15 protein-coding genes are annotated in these 19,953 nt (G+C 68.3%); 8 read left to right on the top strand and 7 right to left on the bottom strand.

The features are described 5' to 3' along the window. Positions 1–211: 211 nt before the first annotated feature. Positions 212–1,189: a phosphoribosylformylglycinamidine cyclo-ligase gene (gene purM, locus C3L37_RS16910; protein ID WP_129115772.1), complete on the top strand. Its 978-nt coding sequence runs from the start codon at positions 212–214 to the stop codon at positions 1,187–1,189. Between the two features lie 159 nt (positions 1,190–1,348). Here purM and C3L37_RS16905 read toward each other — a convergent pair whose 3' ends face one another. After that, positions 1,349–1,888 carry a CBS domain-containing protein gene (locus C3L37_RS16905; protein WP_129115771.1) on the bottom strand — a complete coding sequence of 180 codons (540 nt, stop codon included), beginning with the start codon at positions 1,886–1,888 and terminating at the stop codon, positions 1,349–1,351. A gap of 51 nt (positions 1,889–1,939) precedes the next feature. Continuing rightward, the gene (locus C3L37_RS16900) at positions 1,940–2,296 is read right to left on the bottom strand and encodes a DUF555 domain-containing protein (protein ID WP_129115770.1); all 357 of its coding nucleotides are present in this window, start codon (positions 2,294–2,296) and stop codon (positions 1,940–1,942) included. Between the two features lie 251 nt (positions 2,297–2,547). On the opposite strand from C3L37_RS16900, the gene C3L37_RS24470 reads away from it, so the two are divergent. From C3L37_RS24470 to C3L37_RS16890, 3 genes are all read left to right on the top strand, one after another. Further along, on the top strand, positions 2,548–2,721 hold the full coding sequence (locus tag C3L37_RS24470; RefSeq protein ID WP_164974785.1) for a hypothetical protein: 174 nt from the start codon (positions 2,548–2,550) through the stop codon (positions 2,719–2,721). A gap of 139 nt (positions 2,722–2,860) precedes the next feature. Further along, a complete protein-coding gene (gene psmB, locus C3L37_RS16895) occupies positions 2,861–3,586 on the top strand; it encodes an archaeal proteasome endopeptidase complex subunit beta (protein WP_129115769.1) in 726 nt (241 codons plus the stop codon). A gap of 84 nt (positions 3,587–3,670) precedes the next feature. Next, positions 3,671–5,860: a cation:proton antiporter gene (locus tag C3L37_RS16890; RefSeq protein ID WP_129115768.1), complete on the top strand. Its 2,190-nt coding sequence runs from the start codon at positions 3,671–3,673 to the stop codon at positions 5,858–5,860. A gap of 19 nt (positions 5,861–5,879) precedes the next feature. Here C3L37_RS16890 and C3L37_RS16885 read toward each other — a convergent pair whose 3' ends face one another. Continuing rightward, positions 5,880–7,436 (bottom strand): hypothetical protein, encoded by a 1,557-nt coding sequence (locus C3L37_RS16885; RefSeq protein WP_129115767.1) that lies wholly within the window; start codon positions 7,434–7,436, stop codon positions 5,880–5,882. Between the two features lie 193 nt (positions 7,437–7,629). On the opposite strand from C3L37_RS16885, the gene ligA reads away from it, so the two are divergent. Then, positions 7,630–9,294 (top strand): ATP-dependent DNA ligase LigA, encoded by a 1,665-nt coding sequence (ligA, locus tag C3L37_RS16880; RefSeq protein WP_129115766.1) that lies wholly within the window; start codon positions 7,630–7,632, stop codon positions 9,292–9,294. A 55-nt stretch (positions 9,295–9,349) separates the two neighbouring features. Beyond that, the gene (locus C3L37_RS16875; RefSeq protein ID WP_129115765.1) at positions 9,350–10,060 is read left to right on the top strand and encodes an MBL fold metallo-hydrolase; all 711 of its coding nucleotides are present in this window, start codon (positions 9,350–9,352) and stop codon (positions 10,058–10,060) included. Between the two features lie 47 nt (positions 10,061–10,107). Here the strand turns inward: C3L37_RS16875 and C3L37_RS25385 are convergent, their stop codons facing one another. The 3 genes from C3L37_RS25385 to C3L37_RS16865 all read right to left on the bottom strand — a co-directional run bounded on the left by C3L37_RS25385 (position 10,108) and on the right by C3L37_RS16865 (position 13,915). Next, positions 10,108–10,230, bottom strand: a complete 123-nt coding sequence (locus C3L37_RS25385) for a hypothetical protein (protein ID WP_267195334.1) — start codon at positions 10,228–10,230, stop codon at positions 10,108–10,110. 158 nt (positions 10,231–10,388) lie between these two features. Then, complete coding sequence (locus tag C3L37_RS16870; RefSeq protein WP_129115764.1) at positions 10,389–11,483, bottom strand: DNA topoisomerase IV subunit A; 1,095 nt, start codon at positions 11,481–11,483, stop codon at positions 10,389–10,391. Further along, positions 11,483–13,915, bottom strand: coding sequence for a DNA topoisomerase VI subunit B (locus tag C3L37_RS16865; protein ID WP_129115763.1), 2,433 nt, complete (start codon positions 13,913–13,915; stop codon positions 11,483–11,485). The genes C3L37_RS16870 and C3L37_RS16865 overlap by 1 nt, the downstream gene beginning before the upstream one ends. Before the next feature lie 216 nt (positions 13,916–14,131). Between C3L37_RS16865 and gyrB the strand changes: the two genes are divergently transcribed. Together gyrB and gyrA are read left to right on the top strand one after the other, a co-directional pair. Beyond that, the gene (gyrB, locus tag C3L37_RS16860; protein WP_129115762.1) at positions 14,132–16,048 is read left to right on the top strand and encodes a DNA topoisomerase (ATP-hydrolyzing) subunit B; all 1,917 of its coding nucleotides are present in this window, start codon (positions 14,132–14,134) and stop codon (positions 16,046–16,048) included. 115 nt (positions 16,049–16,163) lie between these two features. After that, a complete protein-coding gene (gene gyrA / locus C3L37_RS16855) occupies positions 16,164–18,638 on the top strand; it encodes a DNA gyrase subunit A (RefSeq protein ID WP_129115761.1) in 2,475 nt (824 codons plus the stop codon). Here gyrA and C3L37_RS16850 read toward each other — a convergent pair. Then, complete coding sequence (locus C3L37_RS16850; protein WP_129115760.1) at positions 18,606–19,946, bottom strand: DUF389 domain-containing protein; 1,341 nt, start codon at positions 19,944–19,946, stop codon at positions 18,606–18,608. The two genes, gyrA and C3L37_RS16850, sit on opposite strands and share 33 nt — an antisense overlap. Between the last annotated feature and the right edge of the window lie 7 nt (positions 19,947–19,953).

The following is a 19,953-nucleotide window of genomic DNA, read 5'->3' as shown; positions in this document are numbered from 1 at the left end:
ATTCATCGTCCGATTTGAGGCGCTCTCCGATAAATAAAAGTATATTGATATGAAAGCTTGAATGAAGATATATTCTGAATGAAATCTCAAATTTTCTTTCCAATTAGCGAGAGGATACCGCCGAGTTACCGTCCAGATACGCCCGAATTAGCGGGCGAATAACGCGCGATCGAACGGTGGGCTTTTGCGTGCCGCCCGCCCGCCTTTCCCCATGAGCGAGGACGACAGGGACGACGGGCTGACCTACGCCGACTCGGGCGTCGACATCGAAGCGAGCGAGGCGGCGACGGCGGCGCTCATCGGAGCAGTCGGCGAGAGCGAGGGGGACTACGCGGGACTCCTCGACATCGGCGACCGGTACCTGGCGCTCGCGACGGACGGCGTCGGGACGAAGCTCCTCGTCGCGGAGGCACTCGGCGACTACTCGACCGTCGGCGTCGACTGCGTCGCGATGAACGTGAACGACCTCGTCGCGGCGGGCGTCCGACCGGTCGCGTTCGTCGACTACCTCGCCGTGGACGAACCGAACGAGGCGTTCGCGACGCAGGTCGGCGAGGGGCTCGCCGCCGGGGCGGAGAGGGCGAACGTCGAGCTCGTCGGCGGCGAGACCGCGGTGATGCCGGAGGTCGTCCGCGGGCTGGACCTCGCGGGAACGTGCGCCGGATTGGCCGCGAAGGGCGCGCTCTTTCCAGGGGAGGCTCGCGCCGGCGACGCCCTCGTCGGCTTCCGCTCGTCGGGCGTCCACTCCAACGGGCTGACGCTCGCGCGGAAGGCCGCGACGCTCGACCGGGAGTACGCCGACCCCTGTCCGTTCGAGGGCTACGAGACGCTCGGCGAGGCGCTGCTGGAGCCGACCCGGATCTACACCGACCTGCTCGATCCGATGCGCGAGCGCGGCGTCCGGGCCGCGGCGCACGTCACCGGCGGCGGCTGGACGAACCTGCACCGGCTCGGCGACTTTCGATACGTCGTCGAGGACGCCTTCGAACCGCACCCGGTGTTCGAGTTCGTGCAGTCGGAGGGGGGCGTCTCCGACGAGGAGATGCACCGGACGTTCAACATGGGCACCGGATTCGTCGCGGCGCTCGCGCCCGAGAGCGCCGGAGCGCTGGCCGACGAGACCGACGGGCGGGTGATCGGCCGCGTCGAGGAGGGAGAAGGCGTTTCGATCCGCGGGCTGGAGCTGTAGCGTCTTCGACCGGAATGGCGAACGGACGGCGACGGGGAGAGCGCGAGGCGGCGCGCCGTGCGACCGCTGACCGCCGCGCGGTGATCGTTCAGGACACACCGTCGGTGGTCGCGTTCCCGTATTTGAACGTTCGCCCGCGGGCGCGACGCGTCGAACCCCCTACGACAGCTGTTTCGCGATGTCGGCTTCGGTGATGATACCGACCGTCTCGCCGCCCTGCGTGACCATCACGGCCTTGTAGTGGTCGAGCAGGTTGCCGACCTCGTCGACCGTCGCGTCGCGCGCGACGGTGGGGAACGACTCGCTCATCACCTCGCTGACCGGGAGGTCGCCCACGTTCTCGCCGGCGTGGATGACGTCGCTCTGGCTGATCGAACCCACGGGGATGCCGTTCTGCAGCACGGGGAGCTGCGAGTACGCTTCGTCTTCCATCCGGCTCAGCGCGTCGCGCACCGAGTCGTCGGGGGCGACGCTGACTACCTCCGCGTGCATGAGGTCGCCGGCGCGAACGACGCTCCCCTCGGCTTCGTCGAGAGCATTCACGATGCGACGGAGCGTCGAGAGGCGCGGGTCGACGTCGCCGCCCTCGATGCGGGCGATGAGCGGCTGGGAGACGCCCGCGCGCTCGGCGAGCGCGCTCTGGGTGAGATCCAGCGACGTCCGCCGCTCCCGCAGATCCTGTGGCGTCGGCAGTTCCATACGGTCGTATAACCCGAGGTTATTAGAAAAGCTTTCGACGGCGGGTCGAGGTCAGGCCTCGTCGGTCGCGGTCTCGACGACCTCGATCACGGCGAGCGGGACGTCCCGGAGCGCGCCGCCGACCTCGCTCTTTGCGATGCGGGCGGCGTGCTCCTCGCTGTCCGCGTTGAACACGTCGATTTCGAGCAGGAGACCGACGAGGGCGGTGTTCGCGGCGACGAACGCCGAGTCGAACGGTTCGCCGCAGGCGGGACAGCCGGTCGCGCCCACGTCCACCTCGACGTACTCCTTGTTCTTCTGGTTGAGGCGCTTTCCGGCCTCGCTCACGGCGACTCCGATGGCGTCGTCGACGCCGTCGACGTCGCGGACCAACCAGGCGGCCTCCATGGCGACGAGATAATCACTCATACGGATACCACGCTCCCCGGGGTTTCGTGCTTTGTGGTTCGCGCGGCGGCGCGCATCCCTCGTCGATGATGCCGATAACTTATGAGTAGCACCCGAGTGACCGATCCGGTTCATCCCCCGTGACGGCGACTTCGGCCAGTCGAGTTGCTCCCGCCGCAACTTCGGTTTAATCGATAGACTGCGGCGCGATCAGCGCGCGAGACGGGTGAGAAGGTTTATATACACGTCTCCCGGCACACCCGGGTGAGGAAATGATCGAATCGCTGCGCCGGTTCACCCTGTTCGCACTGTACCAGACCACGGTCGTCGTCGGCATCCTGCTCCTGCCGGTGGCGGTGCTCGCCCGCCGCGCGGGCGTCAGTCTTCCCGTCGGACGACTCATCGAAACGCTGGAGGCGGCCTACGACGACGCGGACTCGAACTGAGGGTTCCACCGGAATTTTCGTCCGAACGCCGAACCGATCAGCGACGGCCGTATTCGAGCCGGATCGCGGGCTCTTGACGGCAGGGGCAAGTCGAGTGGGAAGGGTTGCATTTATCAGCGCCGCACGTTAAGGGGAGGTAATGCGAACTCCCACCGACTTCTCGGGTTCCCTTCCACCGCTGAACGGCGATCACTCGAACGTGTTCGGCCCCGAACTCGGCGACTTCCCGGACGCCGATCGTCGGGCGGCCGAGGGTAGCGAAAAGGAGATGAAGACCGGGACGACGACGGTCGGCATCAAGACCGAAGACGGCGTCGTGCTCGCGACCGACATGCGCGCCAGCGCGGGCTACATGGTCGCGAGCAAGGACGTCCAGAAGGTGGAGCAGATCCACCCGACGGCCGCGCTCACCATCGCCGGCTCCGTCTCCGCCGCGCAGTCGCTCATTCGCTCGCTGCGGGCCGAAACGAGCCTGTACGAGGCGCGCCGCGGCGAGAACATGAGCATGCGAGCGCTGTCGACGCTCGTCGGGAACTTCCTTCGCTCCGGCGCGTTCTTCATCGTTCAGCCGATTCTCGGCGGCGTCGACGCCGACGGATCGCACATATACAGCATCGACCCCGCCGGCGGGACGACCGAGGAGGACTACACCGTCAGCGGCTCCGGCAGCCAGTACGCGCTCGGGGTCCTCGAACAGGACTACGAGGACGCGCTCTCCGTCGACGACGCCCGGGGGGTCGCCGCCCGCGCGATCAAGTCCGCCGTCGAGCGCGATCTCGCCTCCGGAAACGGCATCAACGTGGCCGTCGTGACGTCCGACGGCGTCGAGATCGACCGCCACAAGGACATCGAAGAGCTGCTCTGAGCCGGCGGCCGTCGCACCGTTTTCTGAGACGCCGGCCGATCGGCCGGGGTAGCTAAGGGATCGAATTTCGTACTGTTGCGCCAGATGATGATTCCGCTCGTGGGCGGCGTGTCGCTCGACCCGCCGTTCGAAGATCCGGTGATGATCGTCGCCCTCGCGATGGTCGTCTTCCTCGTCGCGCCGCTTCTCCTCGAACGGTACGAACTCCCCGGAATCATCGGCGTCATCGTCGCCGGTGCCGTCGTCGGGCCAAACGCGCTCGACCTGCTTCGGCGGAGCGAGACGATCGTGCTCCTCGGCGAGGTCGGGATCATCTACCTGATGTTCATCGCGGGGTTGGAGATCGACCTCGACGACTTCATCGAGAACGCGGATCGGAGCGTGACGTTCGGCGCGATCTCCTTCGCGATACCGATGGCGCTCGGCACCGCCGCCGGCCTCTGGCTGCTCGATTTCTCCGCGCTCGCAGCGGTGCTCTTCGCGTCCGTCTTCGCCTCGCACACCCTGCTCGCGTACCCGATCGTGAACCAACTCGGGATCGTGAAAAACGAGGCCGTCACGGCCGTGATCGGCGGGACGATCCTGACCGACACGCTCGCGCTCCTGGTCCTCGCCGTCGTCTCCGGGGCGACGCAGGGACAGCTCGACGCGGCGTTTTGGGCGCAGCTGGGCGGCGGGCTGGTCGTCTTCTTCGCGGTCGTCTGGACGACCGTCCCCCGCGTCGGACGCTGGTTCTTCCGCAACCTCGACGAGGAGAGCTACTTCGAGTTCCTGTTCGTGATGGCGGTGCTCTTCGTGAGCTCCTTTCTCGCCGAGGTCGCGGGCGTCGAGGCGATCATCGGCGCGTTCCTCGCGGGGCTGGCGCTGAACCGGCTCGTCCCCTCGACCGGCACGCTGATGAACCGCATCGAGTTCGTCGGCAACGCCCTCTTCATCCCGTTCTTCTTACTCTCCGTCGGCATGCTCGTCGACGTGCGCGTGTTCCTCGGCGGACTGGACGTCTGGCTGATCGCCGGGAGCACCATCGCGGCGCTCGTCGTCGGCAAGCTCGCCGCGGTCATCGTGGCGAGCCGCATCTACGGGTACGACGGGGCGGAGTGGAAGACGATGTTCGGCCTATCGACGGGACAAGCCGCCGCGGCGCTGGCGATCACGCTCATCGGTTCGGACATCGGACTCTTCGGCGAACCGACCGTCAACGGGGTCGTGCTGATGATCCTCGTCGTCAGCGTCGCGAGTCCGTACCTCACGGAACGGTTCGGGCGCGAGATCGTCCAGGCCGAAGCGCAGGGTGAGTACGAGCCGAGCGATCGCCCCGAGCGAATCCTGCTCCCCCTCACGAAGCGCACGGAGAACGCGGACCTGCTCTTGGACCTCGCGATGCTCCTCCGCGGCGACGACGACTCGGCCGAGCCGATCCGCGCCCTCACGGTCGTCGAGGACGAGGGGGACGAGTCGTCGGTCGAGGGGATCGGCGCCGGAGTGCGCCGGGAGGGAACGCCGGGTGACGGCGGTCAGACGGCCGCGAACGGCGGGGCGGAAGGGGCGGGCGGGGTGGAAGGGACGGACGAATCCGACGAGAGCGACACCGAATCGGAGGTGGCGGACGCCGAGCGCACGCTCGAAAGCGCGGAGGAGTACGCGGCGGGGGCCGAGGTCCCGGTCGAAACGCAGACGCGCGTCGACGCGAACGTCGTCACCGGGATCGTCCGCGCGATCCGGGACAACCGCATCACGACGGTCGTCATCGGGTGGAACGGTCGGCGTGGGTTCGGCCAGCGCGTCTTCGGGACGACCATCGAGCGGCTCGTGGACCGGACGCGGGAACGGGTGCTCGTGGCGAACCTGAACGGGCCGATAAACGCCACCGAGCGGGTCGTGATCGTGCTCTCCGGTCGCGCCGCCGCCAACCCAGGTTTCTACGGGGGGATCCACGCCGCGAAGACGATCGCCGAGGAACTCGGATCGAAGATCCACTGCCTGCTCGTCGACGGCGACCCCGACCAGTACGAGCGCCTCGTCGCTTCGGTCGAACCGGAGGTCCCGTTCGAGATCGAGACGGTGTCGAGCTGGTCGCAACTCGGCTCGGGGGATCGGTTCGAGGGGACCGATCTCGTCGTTCCGATACGGCCGCGTCGGGGCGCTCGCGGGTGGGATCGGGGCCTCGAACGCGCCCAGCGCGACCTCGCGGAGCGCGGCCCCGAGAACCTGATCGTGCTCTACCTCGCCGAGGAGGAGGGCGAGCCGAACCGCAAGTACCTGCTTCGGACGTGAACGTCGGGAGGCGGTTCGATCACACCCAGTCGACGAAGCTGCCGTCGAGCAGCGACTCCGTCTGGCGCTCGATGTAGGTCCGCTGCATCCCCGCGATCGCGTCGGCGAGGTCCGCCCCGGCCTCCAGTCGCGTCCGAACTCGCTCGCGCTTCCAGTCCGCCGGGGTTCGCGCCGCCTCAACCCGGGCGCGGAGCGGCGCGACGTAGCGGTCGGCCTCGGACTGCGAACAGCCGGCGGAGGTGAGCCCGTCGGCCGCGTGCGCGAGCAGGTCGTCGTACACCTCGACGGGGTTCGTCGTCTCCTGCCCGGCGTTGGTGATCCACCGCTGGCCGCCGTCGAGGCCGTCGCGGGCGGCCGCGTAGAAGTTCTCGCGGGCGACCTCCCACGCCTGATCCGCGACGGGATGTTCGCGCCGCGGGAGACTCTCCATCAGTCCGGCGAACGCCGCCTGGAAGGCGATCGAGTCGCGGACGGTCGGCTGCGCCGGGATCGGCCGGAACTCGATGCGGGCGTTCGCCGACGAGCGCGTCGCCCCGTCGAACACCGGCCGAACCCACCGCCAGTACGTGCCGTGTTTCGTCCGGAGGGTGGCGAACCGGTCGTCGAAGCGGTCGCCCCGATCGACCGGCATCGGGATCATGACCTCGTCGTCGACGACCCGGTCGACTGCCTGCTCGACCGTGTCGAGGTCGCGCGGGAACGTGACCTTGTCCGCGCCCCCGCGGCTGTTGAGCACCGACTCGAACACGGTGATCCGCCCCTCGTCCCACGCGTCGGCGAGGATCTCCTCGGGGGGGACGTCCTCGTAGAGGTCCGGCGGGAAGAACGGCGAGTTGACGCCGAGCGCGAGGAGCGGCCCGGCGACCCGGAGGGCGTAGTTGAAGTACTCGGGGAGGTCGGCCGCGTGCGAGACCTGATAGTGCGGTTGAATCGACGTGATGAGGCTCTCGGGCATCACCGTGTCCGCGTCGAGCGAGACGTGCGGTGCGTCGACCGAGAGGGTGTCGTCGACGTTCTCGCCGTTCGCCATCGCGTGGTACCGGACCGAGTCGCTCATGTTCGTCGCGACGCGGATCCCCCCGTCGACGATGCTGTCGGAGAGGTAGCCCCCGGCCGTCTCGCCCGCCGGCGGGATCGTCCACATCGCGTCGCTGACGAGGCGCATCCCCTCGGGGCGGGTGCAGTCGAGCGCCGCGCTGAGCCGCGCGAGTACCTCGGACTCCTGCGCCCGGAGGCCGTGGGGGTTGAACGGCTGCGGGCTGGTGCTCATCTCGGCGTTGTGGAGACCGAGTTCCTTCTCGAAGCCGATGAGTTCGAGCAGCCGGCGCGGCACGCGCGTCAGCGCGTAGGTGTTGTCCGGCCCCGTCCGCTCGTCGTTCCCCTCGTCCGCCCACCGCTTTCCGTCGGCGACGGCGTAGAACTCGTACTCCAGCCCGACGATCGACTGGTGGTTGTCGAACGCGCCCTCCCGGAGCCCCGCTTTGACGACCTCGGCGTCGGCTTCCGCTTGCGCCTGAAACTCCTCGGCGTCGACGGCGAGCACCGATTCGACCTGCGCCGCGAGGTCTTTTTCCATACGCACCCTCTGCGCGAGGGACGGCCTTGAATGCGACGGGTCGCCGCCGTGGGACGATCCCGACGCCGGCGGAGGAGACGGTTCGGCGACAGCGTATAGCCGTCGGGACAGAGTGTCACTCGTGCCCCGGGAGCGGTGGTCCGACGACGCGTCAGTCGGGGCGCTTAACACCGTAAGCTCACTACCACGGGTGATGAAGTTCGCCGACTTCGCCGCCCGCGCCGACGAGATCGAGGCCGAGACGGCGGATCTCGAGATCACGGCGCTCGTTCGCGCGCTGTTCGAGGACGCGAACGACGACCTGCCGATCGTGGCCCGGTTCGTTCAGGGACGCGTCTTCCCCGCGTGGGACTCGACGACGCTCGACGTCGGGCCGAACCTCTGCTACGAGGCGATCGCCCGCGCCGCCGGCCCGAACGTCGACGCCGACGACGTGGAGTCGCGGCTCGCGGAGACCGGCGAGATCGGCGCGGTCGCCGCGAGCTACGAGTTCGGCGGCCAGCGGGGGCTCGCGTCGTTCGGAACCGGCGGACGCGACGGGCTGACCGTCGCCGAGGTCGACCGCTCGCTCCGCGGCCTCGCGGCGGCGGAGGGGTCCGGTAGCCAGGACCGGAAGGTGGACGTCCTCTTCGGGCTGTTCAACCGCTCGTCGCCCGCGGAGGCGCGCTACCTGGCGCGACTCGTCCTCTCCGAGATGCGGATCGGCGTCGGCGAGGGGACCGTCCGCGACGCCATCGCCGAGGCGTTCGACGCGCCGGTGGAGGCGGTAAAGCGGGCGCTGCAGGTGTCGAACGACTACGGCCGCGTGGCCGAACTCGCCCGCGACGAGGGGGAGGACGGGCTGGAGCGCGTCCGACTGGAGATCGGCCGGCCGGTGCAGGCGATGCTCGCGCAGGCGGGCACCGTCGCGGACGCGCTGGAGGCGTGGGAGACGGTCGCGGTCGAGACGAAGTACGACGGGGCGCGCGTGCAGGTTCACTTCGACGGCGACGACGTCGCCGTCTTCTCGCGCAACATGGAGGACGTGACGGACGCGCTCCCGGAGATCGTGGCGTTCGTCGAGGAGAACCTGCGAGAACCCGCCATCCTCGACGGCGAGGTCGTCGCCGTCGAGCCCCGACCCGACGGCGACGGCGTCCGTCCGCTCCCGTTCCAGGAGGTGCTCCGGCGCTTCAGACGCAAGCACGACGTCGGGCGGATGCTCGAGGAGGTCACGCTGTGGCTCCACGCCTTCGACTGCCTCCACGTCGACGGCGAGGACCTCCTCGACGCGCCGCTCGTGGAACGTCACGAGCGACTGACTGACGCGCTCGCAGACGGCGTCTCGAAGCTCACGCTCACAGACGACCCGGAGGAGATCGCCGCGATCGAGGAGGTGGCGCTCGAGGACGGCCACGAGGGGATCATGCTCAAGAACCCCGAGTCGACCTACTCGCCCGGTCGCCGGGGGAAGAACTGGCTGAAGCACAAGCCCGACGTGGAGACGCTCGACCTCGTCGTCACCGGCGCGGAGTGGGGCGAGGGCCGGCGCGCGAAGTTCCTCGGGACGTTCCTCCTGTCGGCGCGGACGCCGTCGGGGTACGAAACCATCGGCAAGGTCGCCACGGGCATCACCGACGAGAAGCTCGCCGAACTCACCGAGCTGCTGGAACCCGAGATCGAATCACAGCGGGGCAAGGACGTGACGATCCGTCCGTCGACCGTGTTCGAGGTCGGCTACGAGGAGATCCAGCGGTCGCCGACGTACTCGTCCGGATACGCGCTGCGGTTCCCGCGGTTCGTCTCGGTTCGCGCGGACAAAGATCCGGCGGACGCCGATTCGCTGGAGCGGATCGAGCGGCTGGCGGAGAGTCGGTGAGCGCGCGACGTCGTGACACCCAAAGGGCTTAGCCCGTCGCGTCGTACCGGTCGGTATGACTGTTCGACACGACGGCACGCTCGTCGAGTGGCTCGGCTACGCGACCGCGCGGCTGGAGACAGCGGACGGCTTCGTCGCCTACCTCGACCCCGGTCGGTACGGCGTGCTGGACGACTACGACGCCCGCGACGGGGACCTCGTCTGCGTCACGCACGTCCACCACTACGATCCCGACGGGATCGAGCGCGTCGCGAAGGAGGACGCGACCGTCGTCGTCTACGAGGGCGTCGACGCGGCTGACTCGGATCGCGACCTGACGCCCGTCGACGACCTCCCGTACGAGGTCGTCCGCGTCGGCGAGGCGGAACGGCTCGAACTCGACGGCGCGGAGGTCCGGTCGCTGCCGGCGTACAACGAACCCGACGGTCCGCACGTCGACGAGAACGGCGAGCCGCACCATCCGAGGGGGCTCGGCGTGGCCTTCCTGCTCGCGCTCGGCGACACGACGGTGTTCTGGCCGGGCGACTCGGACGCGCTGGAGGCGTTCCGCGACCTCGACGCGTCCCTGTTCCTCGCGAACATCGGCGGCTCGGTCGTGATGGACCGCCGCGAGGCCGCCGCGCTCGCCGAGGCGCTCGACCCCGACCTCGTGCTCCCGATCCACTACGACACGTTCGACCTCCTCGAGGCGGACTCGGCGGCGTTCGCGGCGGACGTGGCGGGCCGCGGCGTGCCGGTCGTCCTCGACGAGCGGGGCGTGAGCTAACCGGGCGATCGAACGCGAAAAAGGCGATACCGACCGAGACGGCCGGGCTACGCCAGCGTGACGCGTCGGCCGCAGTTCGGGCACGCCGGCCTGCCGTGCCGGTTGTCGAGATCAGTCGGCGTCCCCGTCCAGTCGCAGTTCGGGCAGTTCGCCAGGTTGGTGGTCGCCATGGCTGGTCTCCACCGGCGCAACCTACATTGTTTTTCGATATAATTCCACCGGCGGCGACCGTCGCGCGCCCGGGACCGTCTCCGGGCGATCGAGTCGGGAAGAACCGCCCCCGGTACCGACGCACTTTTAACGCGTCTCCGATACCGATACCGGCGCGCTACAGAACGCCCATCTCGTCGAGGCGCTGCGGGAGGTACGTGTCGGTCACGAAGTCGAGGCCGCGCGAGGCCAGCGCCTGCTGTTCGGCCTTTTTCTCGATGTCGAGTTGGAGTTCGATCTGCTCGCGCCAGTAGTCGGTCTGGAACCTGGGGTCCTCCAGTTCGCTCTGGAGGGCGTTCACGTCCGAGTCCGCGAGCGGATCCGTCGGCAGGTCGTACTCGACGATGTCGGCCGGCTGGATGCCCACGAACTCCGCCTCGGGCGTCGCGAGGTACTCGGAGAGGTGCGCGCTCTTTATCGACCCGTAGGCGACGGAGCCGTAGATACGGTACGACCACGGGTCGCCGTCGGTGAAGACCACGACCGGCAGGTCGAGTTCGTCGTGCAGCCGCTTCGTGATGCGGCGGGTCGCCCGGGCGGGCTGGCCCTTCAGGTGCACCACGAGCGTGTTGTACTCATCGTCGAAGCCGTTCTCGATGAGCCGATCGCGCATCCCGCCGGTCTCGACGCAGAGGACGAAGTCGACGTCGTGGTCGAGGAACTCGATGGTGTCGGGGTTGTTCGGGATCTGGTAGCCGCCCTCGCCGACGTCCTCCTGGCAGTGGATCTCGCGCTCGCCGCGGCGGGTCTGTTCGCGGAGTCGGAGCGGTCCCATGAGCGTCGCGCCCGACTCCTCCGGGCGCATGTGGAAGTCCTCGCGCGTGACGTGGCTGACGATCTCGAGGTCCTCGACGAGCTGGTTCGACTCGTCCTGGTCGGTAAAGTGCGCCTCCTTCGTGTCCCAGGACTCCGAGAGGTAGTACAGCTCACGGAGGGTCGACGAGCGATCCTCCTCCAGCTGCTTCGCGAGGAAGTCGATGGTGTACACGGCCTTGAGGAGCTTGCGCGCCCCGCGGACGCTGTTCGCACTCCGGGTGCTCGTTCGGTCGCCGTACACCCACACCTCGGAGTCCTCGTCGTACTCGATGTTGCTCTTCGTCCGGGTCGGCAGCTTCATCTCGGGGATCTGCCCGCCCGCAAACTGGTCGTAAAACTCCGCCGCGAGGTCGATGAGCTGTTCGCGCGCTCTGTCTTCCTGTGTCTGACCGCTCATTATGCGTTCACCGTGAGTTTCTCCGCTTCGACGCCGTCGACGTCGATGTCGAACTCCGCCGCCTCACCCGCCGTGTAGGTGAGCGTCGCCGTCTCGCCCGCCGGCACCGACGGGGACCACTTCACGAACCACTCGCCGTCGAGATCGACGACCGTGGCGTCGCCGTTCAACTCGCCCGGCTCCTCGGAGACGATGTCCGTGATGTCCGGCTGTTCGCTCCGGTCGGAGTGGTTCTCGACGGTCAGCGTGACCGTCCCGTCCTCGACCTCGCGCTCGACGCTGACGTTGTTCATGATCCGCGCCAGCGCGCCGCCGATGTCCGGGCGGTCGCGACCCGTCACCTCGGCGAGCTTGTCCGCCATCTGCGGGAGGATGGTGCCGAGCACGTCCTGTTTCTTCTGACGTTTCTGGAGCGACCGGCGCTTGTTCAGGTAGGACTTGAGCTCGCGGGCCGCCTCGCGGATCGCGAGTTCGATCTCGTCCTCGATGGCGGGAACGTTCGCGAGCGCGTCCTTCGACTCGCTCGTGAAGGGAACGTTCGTCGAGGCGACGTGCACCATGACCACCGCGGGGCCGTTCGGCATCCCGCTCCCGCCGGGCTGGTCGAGCCCGTAGTTGCGCCAGCCGATCCCCTTCATCACGTCGGTCGTGGCGCACGCGCCTCGCTGGTAGACGAGCGGCACCCGGTTGGCGAACCGGAGGAGATCGACGCCTCCCTCCGCGGGGAGGTCGCCCCCGTAGGCGATGCCGGCTTCGACGATGAACGGGTCGCCGCCGTGGACCTCGGCGTCGCGGGTCGCCGCCGCGTAGAAGTCGGCGTCGTACTCCTTTTTCAGCCCCGCTTCGACGAGTTCGGCCGTGATCGGCGAGAGGCAGTCGGTCGGCGGCGCGAGGATGTCCGTCTCGCGCATCGCCTCCAGCAACTCCGAGGCGGTGTCCCGACTCTCTGCGACCGCCGCGACCTTCGGCGGATCGTCGGGGACGGTTCGCATCGCCGCCCAGAGCGCCTCGACGACGTTCTCCCGGGCCGTCTCGCCGACCGTCGCGTCGTCGTACTCCGCCGTCGCGTCGGCCGCGGCGACGACGTACTCTCGGAGCCGCCGTCGGGTCACGCGGTGTCGACCGTCCGCTTCGGCCGCGAACTTGCGGGCGATGCGCTCCGAGAGCGCCCGCACGGTCGCGTCGTCCTTCCGGGTGCTCGTCGCCTCGTCGACGAGGGGGTACAAAGAGGGCGTCAGTCGGTCGATCCCGGACGCCTCGTCGTGCGCCGTGATCGCTCCCCAGGCGGCGTCGAGCGCCCGTTCGCGGACCGTGTCGCCGAACGTCGTTCCGGTCTCCTCCTCCGCGGCGTCGGCCGCGTTCGCGACGATCGTCCGCAGTTCGTGGTGGGCGGTTCGCTCGCGGCTCCGGACGACGTCCGCGATCCCCGCGGCGAACGTCGCCGTCGCGTCCGCCCCCTTGTTCGAGACCGACTCGACGACCGCCGCTTCGAGGTCGTCGCCGCCGTTCGACTGGACCGCGACGTCGGGCCCTCTCCAGGCCATCTCGCGGCCGAAGTGCCGGTCGCGGAAGCGGGAGACGACCTTGTCGGCCGTCTTCTTTCCGACGCGGGTGAACTCCTCCTGGAGGAAGCCGGAGACGGAGTGCGAGTTCGTCGCGCCGAGCATCTTGATGAGCGTCCCGAGTTCGACCCCGTGGGGGTGCGGACGGATCTCCTCTGTCTGTGCCGGGAGTCGGTCGGTCGCCCGCTCGAACTTCAGCGGCCCGTCCAGTCCGGGCTCGCGGAGTTCGATCCGCGCGTGCGGGTTGACGACCGCCGTGTGCTTGATGTACCCGTGCAACTGCGCGCGTGCGCGCATGTTGGCCTCCATCTCCAGTTCGATCCGCGTCCCGTGCGATCGGTCCCACGAGGCGGTCCGCGACGCCTTGATCTCGGGCTCGTTCGCGTCGGTGTCGACGATGAGTTCGAAGTACTCCGCGTCGGGGCTGCCTTGCGTGCGGCTCGTGATCTTCGCCGCCTTCCCGCTCGTCAGCTGCGAGTAGAGCACCGCGGCCGAGATTCCGATCCCCTGCTGGCCGCGGTTCTGCTCTCTGACGTGAAACCGAGACCCGTAGAGGAGCTTCCCGAAGACCTTGGGGACCTGTTGTTTCGTGATGCCCGGACCGTTGTCCTCGACGACGAGCCGGTAGTAGTCGCCGACCTCGGAGATCTCGACGTAGATGTCGGGGGCGATCCCCGCCTCCTCGGTGGCGTCGAGCGCGTTGTCTACCGCCTCCTTCACGGCGGTCACAAGCCCTCGGGCCCCGCTGTCGAACCCGAGCATGTGCTTGTTCTTCTCGAAGAACTCGGCGATGGAGATCTCGCGTTGGCTCTCCGCCAACTCCTCTGCGATCCCCGGCTCGTCGCCGAGTGTCGACTGGAACGACGTCATTCTGTAGAGTGTGGTATCGGACCGACGGTTAAAACCTGTTCGGCACCGGGGTGAAAGTGAACAGCCGGGGGACGCGGTCGGGGAGTCGGGACGGTAGATTCCGGTTATGGGCGTGTCGTGGACGGTCGATTCCGGCTGCGGGCGTTTTATTTTTTCCTACGCGCGCCCGCGTGCGAGGGGTTTAAGGACGGTGCTTTCGTACGGTACTCAAGTTCTATGGCACAAGAAAGCGAGTACGGGGCCGGGCAGATTCAGGTCCTCGAAGGGCTCGAAGCCGTACGGAAACGGCCCGCGATGTACGTCGGGTCGACCGACGCACGCGGACTTCACCATCTCGTCTACGAGGTCGTCGACAACGCCATCGACGAGGCGCTGGCGGGCTACTGCGACCACATCGACGTGACGATCCACGAGGACGGATCCGTCAGCGTCGTCGACGACGGTCGCGGCATCCCGATCGACACGCACGCGGAGTACGACCGCCCCGCCGTCGAGGTGATCATGACGGTCCTGCACGCCGGCGGGAAGTTCGACAACAAGTCCTACCAGGTCTCCGGCGGGCTCCACGGGGTCGGCGTCTCCGTCGTCAACGCGCTTTCGAAGTGGCTGGAGGTCGAAGTCAGGCGCGACGGCGGCGTCTGGGTCCACCGCTTCGACCACGGCGAACCCGAGGCCGGGGCGTTCCAGCGGGTCCGCGACCTCGACGCCGACGAGGAGACCGGCACCGAGATCCGGTTTTGGCCCGACGACGACATCTTCGAGACGACCGACTTCGCCTACTCGACGCTCGCCAACCGGCTTCGGGAGCTCGCCTTCCTGAACTCCGGGGTCGAGATCGTCCTGACGGACGAGCGGACCGACGAGTCGGAGGTCTTCTACTACGAGGGCGGGATCCGCGAGTTCGTCGAGTACCTCAACGAGACGAAGACCCCGCTGCACGACGACGTGATCTACTTCGCCGACGAGACGGAGGGGATCCAGGTCGAGGTGGCGATGCAGGCGACCGACGAGCTGCAGGGATCGGTCCACTCGTTCGCGAACAACATCAACACGCGCGAGGGGGGGACGCACCTCACGGGCTTCAAGACGGCGCTGACGCGCGTCGTCAACGACTACGCGAACGCGAACGGCCTGGCGGACGACCTCGACGACAACCTCAAGGGGGAGGACGTTCGCGAGGGCCTGACGGCGGTCATCTCGGTCAAACACCCCGACCCCCAGTTCGAGGGGCAGACGAAGACGAAACTCGGCAACAGCGAGGTCCGCGGCATCGTCGAGAGCGCGACCCACGGCGGTCTCGGCACCTACTTCGAGGAGACGCCGGCGACGGCGCGGGCGATCATCCGGAAGGCCGTCGAGGCCGCGAAGGCGCGAAAGGCCGCGAAGAAGGCGGAGGAGCTCACCCGCCGCAAGAGCGCGCTCGAATCGACGTCGCTGCCGGGCAAGCTGGCCGACTGTCAGACCCGCGACCCCAAGGAGGCGGAGCTGTTTCTCGTCGAAGGCGACTCCGCCGGCGGGAGCGCGAAGCAGGGTCGCGACCGTCGGTTCCAGGCCATCCTGCCCCTGCGCGGGAAGATCCTGAACGTCGAGAAACACCGGCTCGACCGCATCCTGGAGAACAAGGAGGTCCGCTCTCTCATCACGGCCGTCGGCGCGGGCATCGGCGAGGAGTTCGACATCGACGACGCGCGTTACCACAAGATCATTCTCATGACCGACGCGGACGTGGACGGAGCCCACATCCGAACGCTCCTTCTCACGCTCCTGTACCGCCACATGCGGCCGCTCATCGAGGCGGGGTACGTCTACGCGGCGCAGCCGCCGCTGTACCGCGTCCGCTACCGCGGGAAGACGTACGACGCCATGACCGAGGCGGAGCGCGACCGCATCGTCGAGGAGGAGTGCGACGGCAACCCGACGCAGGTCCAGCGCTTCAAGGGGCTCGGCGAGATGAACCCCGAGCAGCTGTGGGAGACCACGATGGACCCCGACAACAGGATCTTAAAGCAGATCACCGTCGAGGACGCGGCGGCGGCCGACCGCATGTTCTCGGTCCTGATGGGCGACGCCGTCGAGCCGCGAAAGCAGTTCATCAAGGAACACGCCACCGACGCCCGGTGGGTGGACATCTGAGCCGCATGGACGGACGACGACCCACCAGCGATAGCGGCGACGCCGACGCGGAGCGTCCGAGGCGACGGACGCCCGAGGGGGCTCGCGCGACCATCGATCGAACGAAAGAGACACGATGAGTTCAGACATCCCGAACCCGGAGGACGCGGTCGACGCCGCGCAGGTCACGACCGCACGCATCGAAGACGAGATGGAACAGTCGTACATCGACTACGCGATGTCCGTCATCGCCGGCCGGGCGCTCCCGGACGCGCGCGACGGGCTGAAGCCGGTCCACCGGCGCATCCTCTACGCGATGCAGCGGGCCGGCGTCACCAACCGGTCCACCCACCGGAAGTCCTCGTCGATCGTCGGCGAGACGATGGGCGACTTCCACCCGCACGGCGACTCGGCCATCTACGACGCGCTCGCGCGGATGGCGCAGGACTTCTCCATGCGCGAACCGCTGGTCGACGGCCAGGGCAACTTCGGCTCCGTCGACGGCGACCCGCCCGCCGCGCCCCGGTACACGGAGGCCCGGATGTCCGCCATCGCCGAGGAGCTGCTCTCCGACATCGAAAAGGACACCGTCGACTTCGCGCCGAACTACGACGACCGCCTCGAAGAGCCGGAGGTGCTGCCGGCGGCGTTCCCGAACCTGCTCGTCAACGGCTCCTCCGGCATCGCGGTCGGAATGAGCACGAACGTCCCCCCGCACAACCTCGGCGAGGTGATCGACGCGACGGTCCACCTCATCGAGCACCCCGACTGCGAGGTCGAGGACCTGATGGAGCACGTCAAGGGTCCCGACTTCCCGACCGGGGCGAAGATCGTCGGCCGGAACGACATCCACCAGGCGTACAAGACCGGACGCGGTCGCATCCGCGTCCGCACGGAGTTCGAGGTCGAAAACGAGGGCGAGGACGACGAGCGGATCGTCATCACGGAGCTCCCCTTCCAGCAGAACAAGGCGCGGCTCATAGAGCGCATCGCCGACGACGTAAACGAGGGGAAGATCGAGGGGATCCGGGACCTCCGCGACGAGTCCGACCGTGACGGCATCCGCGTCGTGGTCGAACTCAAGCGCGGGGCGATGGCCGAGGTGGTGAAGAACCAGCTGCTCGAACACCACCTCGAATCGACGTTCGGCGTCATCAACCTCGCGCTCGTCGACGGGCAGCCGCGGGTGCTCGACCTCAAGGAGACCCTCGAAGAGTACCTGAACCACCGCCGCGAGGTCGTCCGGCGGCGCAGCGAGTACGATCTGGCCGAGGCCGAAGACCGCGCGCACATCCTCGAAGGGCGGCTCACGGCGCTCGAAAACGTCGACGACGTGGTCGACGTGATCCGCGGCGCCGAGGACCGAGACGCCGCCAAGGCGGCGCTCATGGACGCGTACGGCTTCAGCGAGGCGCAGGTCGAACACATCGTCTCGATGCAGCTCGGCAGCCTCACCTCGATGGAGGCGGAGGCGATCGAAACGGAGTACGAAGAGGTGCAGGCGACCATCGCGCGCCTCGAGGAGATCCTGCAAGACGAGTCCGAACTGCTCGGCGTCATCGAGGAGGAACTGCTCGACATCAAAGCGCAGTACGCCGACGAGCGCCGAACCGAGATCATCGAAGACGCGGGCACCGTCACCCGCGAGGACCTCATCCCCGAGGAGGAGGTCGTCGTGGTCGTCACCGAGTCCGACTACATAAAGCGGATGCCCCTCTCGACGTTCCGCGCGCAGAACCGCGGGGGGAAGGGAATCATCGGAACCGACCTCAAGGAGAGCGACCGCGTGTCGTCGGTGTTCGTCGCGAACAGCCACGACTACCTGCTCTGCTTTACCAACCGCGGACGGGTCTATCAGCTGAAGACCTACCAGATCCCGGAGATGAGCCGAACCGCGCGCGGGAAGTCGGCGGTGAACGTCGTCGACCTCGGCGACGGCGAGGAGATCGCGGCCGTCGTCAACACCGACGACATGGACGACGACGAGTTCCTGACGATGGTCACCCGCGACGGCTACATAAAGCGCACCGGCGTCGACGAGTTCGGGAACATCCTCTCGACGGGCATCCGCGCGATCCGGCTCGAAGACGGCGACGCGCTGGTCGACGTCGAGGTGACCGACGGCGAGCGCGACCTCGTGATCGCCACCGAGGGCGGGATGAGCATCCGCTTCGACGAGTCGGAGGTCCGCGCGATGGGTCGCACGGCGCGCGGCGTCCGCGGCGTCCGCCTCGAAGGGGACGACAGGGTCGCCGGCGTGGCCGCGGTGGACGGGGCGACCCACAGCTGGCTGCTCACGGTCACGGAGAACGGCTACGGCAAGCGAACCGACATCGGCGACTACCGGCGTCAGTCGCGCAACGGGAAGGGCCTCATCGACATCAAGACGAACGAGCGCAACGGTCCGAGCTGCGCCATCGAGGCGGTCGGTCCGGGCGATCACCTCGTCGTGATGAGCGGGGACGGCCAGATCGTGCGCACCCCGGTCGACGGGATCTCGACGGTCGGGCGCAACACCATGGGCGTCATCGTGATGGACCTCGACGACGGCGACGCCGTCGCCTCCGTCGACGTCGTCTCAGCCGATCGGATCGGCGGCGGGGGCGAGTAGTCCGGTCGGTGCGGTGGACGCCGGGGTCGATCGCGCCTGCTCGTAACTCTGGTACCGCACCCGAACGATCGGCCGCTCGCCCGTCCGGTTCCGTATCCCGTCCGCGAGGTCGCTCGGGAGCGACGCGTACGACTCGTCGGCGGGTTTGTTCACGGTGACCGTCACCGTCTCCGGCTGCGAGGAGAGCGGCGGATACGCGTACTCGACGGAGACGCTCGCGGCGCTCGCGTCGTCGTACCGCGGCTGCGAGAGGACGTCCGTCGTCCCCTGGTGGACCCCCCGCTGAAACGCTATCTGCTGGGCGGTTCCGGCGAAGACGACGCCGACGACCGCGACGAGGAGGAGCGCGGCGAGGGCGACGGCGGCGGTCCGGCGGGCGTCGCCGCGGAAGAGCGAGTCGAATCCGGGCGTCGACCGGTAGCCGAGGACCCACAGCGAGGCGAACAGGACGACGTTGATCACGACGATCGTGACGAGGAGGAGGACGAGCGTCCCGACGGCGACGAGCGGCGACCCCCACGCGATGCCGATGCCGGTGGCCGCGGCCGCGGGGATGAGCGCCGCGGCGATCATCACGCCGATGAGCGACAGCGGCCCTTTCGTCGTGACGCCGAACGCGGCGGCCCCCGCGGCGGCCGCGCCGACGAGGACGGCGGCGGCGCTGGGCGCGAGCCGAACCCGCATGAGTTCGATCGTGCTCGGTTCGAGGATCGGAGAGACGAAGGAGAACTCCTTCAGGAACGCGGCCGTGAGGGCCGCTCCGACGATCGCGACCGCGAGACCGAGCGCCTGCTGTTCGATTCCCGCGGCCATCATCCGCTCGTTGCCGACGGCCGCGCCGACGCTCGCGGTGAGGACCGGACCGACGATGGGCGCGATGACCATGGAGCCGACGACGATGGCCGGCGAGTCGAGCAGCAGGCCGGCGGTGGCGATGACCGCGCTCAGGAGGATCATCCAGACGAACGAGTAGGTGTCGCGGCTGAGCGAGCGCGCCTTCGAGGTGAGTTCGAACGACGCGAGCGGCGAGTAGTCTTCCGCGTACCGGTCGACGAGCGACTCCATGTGCGGCGTGAGCGCGCTCTCGGCGCTGCCGACGACGACGTAGGCGTCCTCGTCGAGCCCCGCCCCGTGCAGGGCGTCGAGCACGTCCGGCACCGCGTCCGTCGGGAGGGGAAACTGGACGAGCGTGCGGTCGGCCTGCCCGTCGTCACCTCGGGTCGCCACGTAATCGACGTCGTGCGCTTCGAGTTCGCGACGGACGGAATGGAGCTGATCGGCCGGAACGAAGACGTGGACGAGCCTCACGGGAACA

The organism is Halegenticoccus tardaugens, from assembly GCF_004116405.1.
GTDB classification, from domain to species: Archaea; Halobacteriota; Halobacteria; order Halobacteriales; family Haloferacaceae; genus Halegenticoccus; species Halegenticoccus tardaugens.
This window is presented reverse-complemented; position numbering and strand designations above follow the sequence as displayed.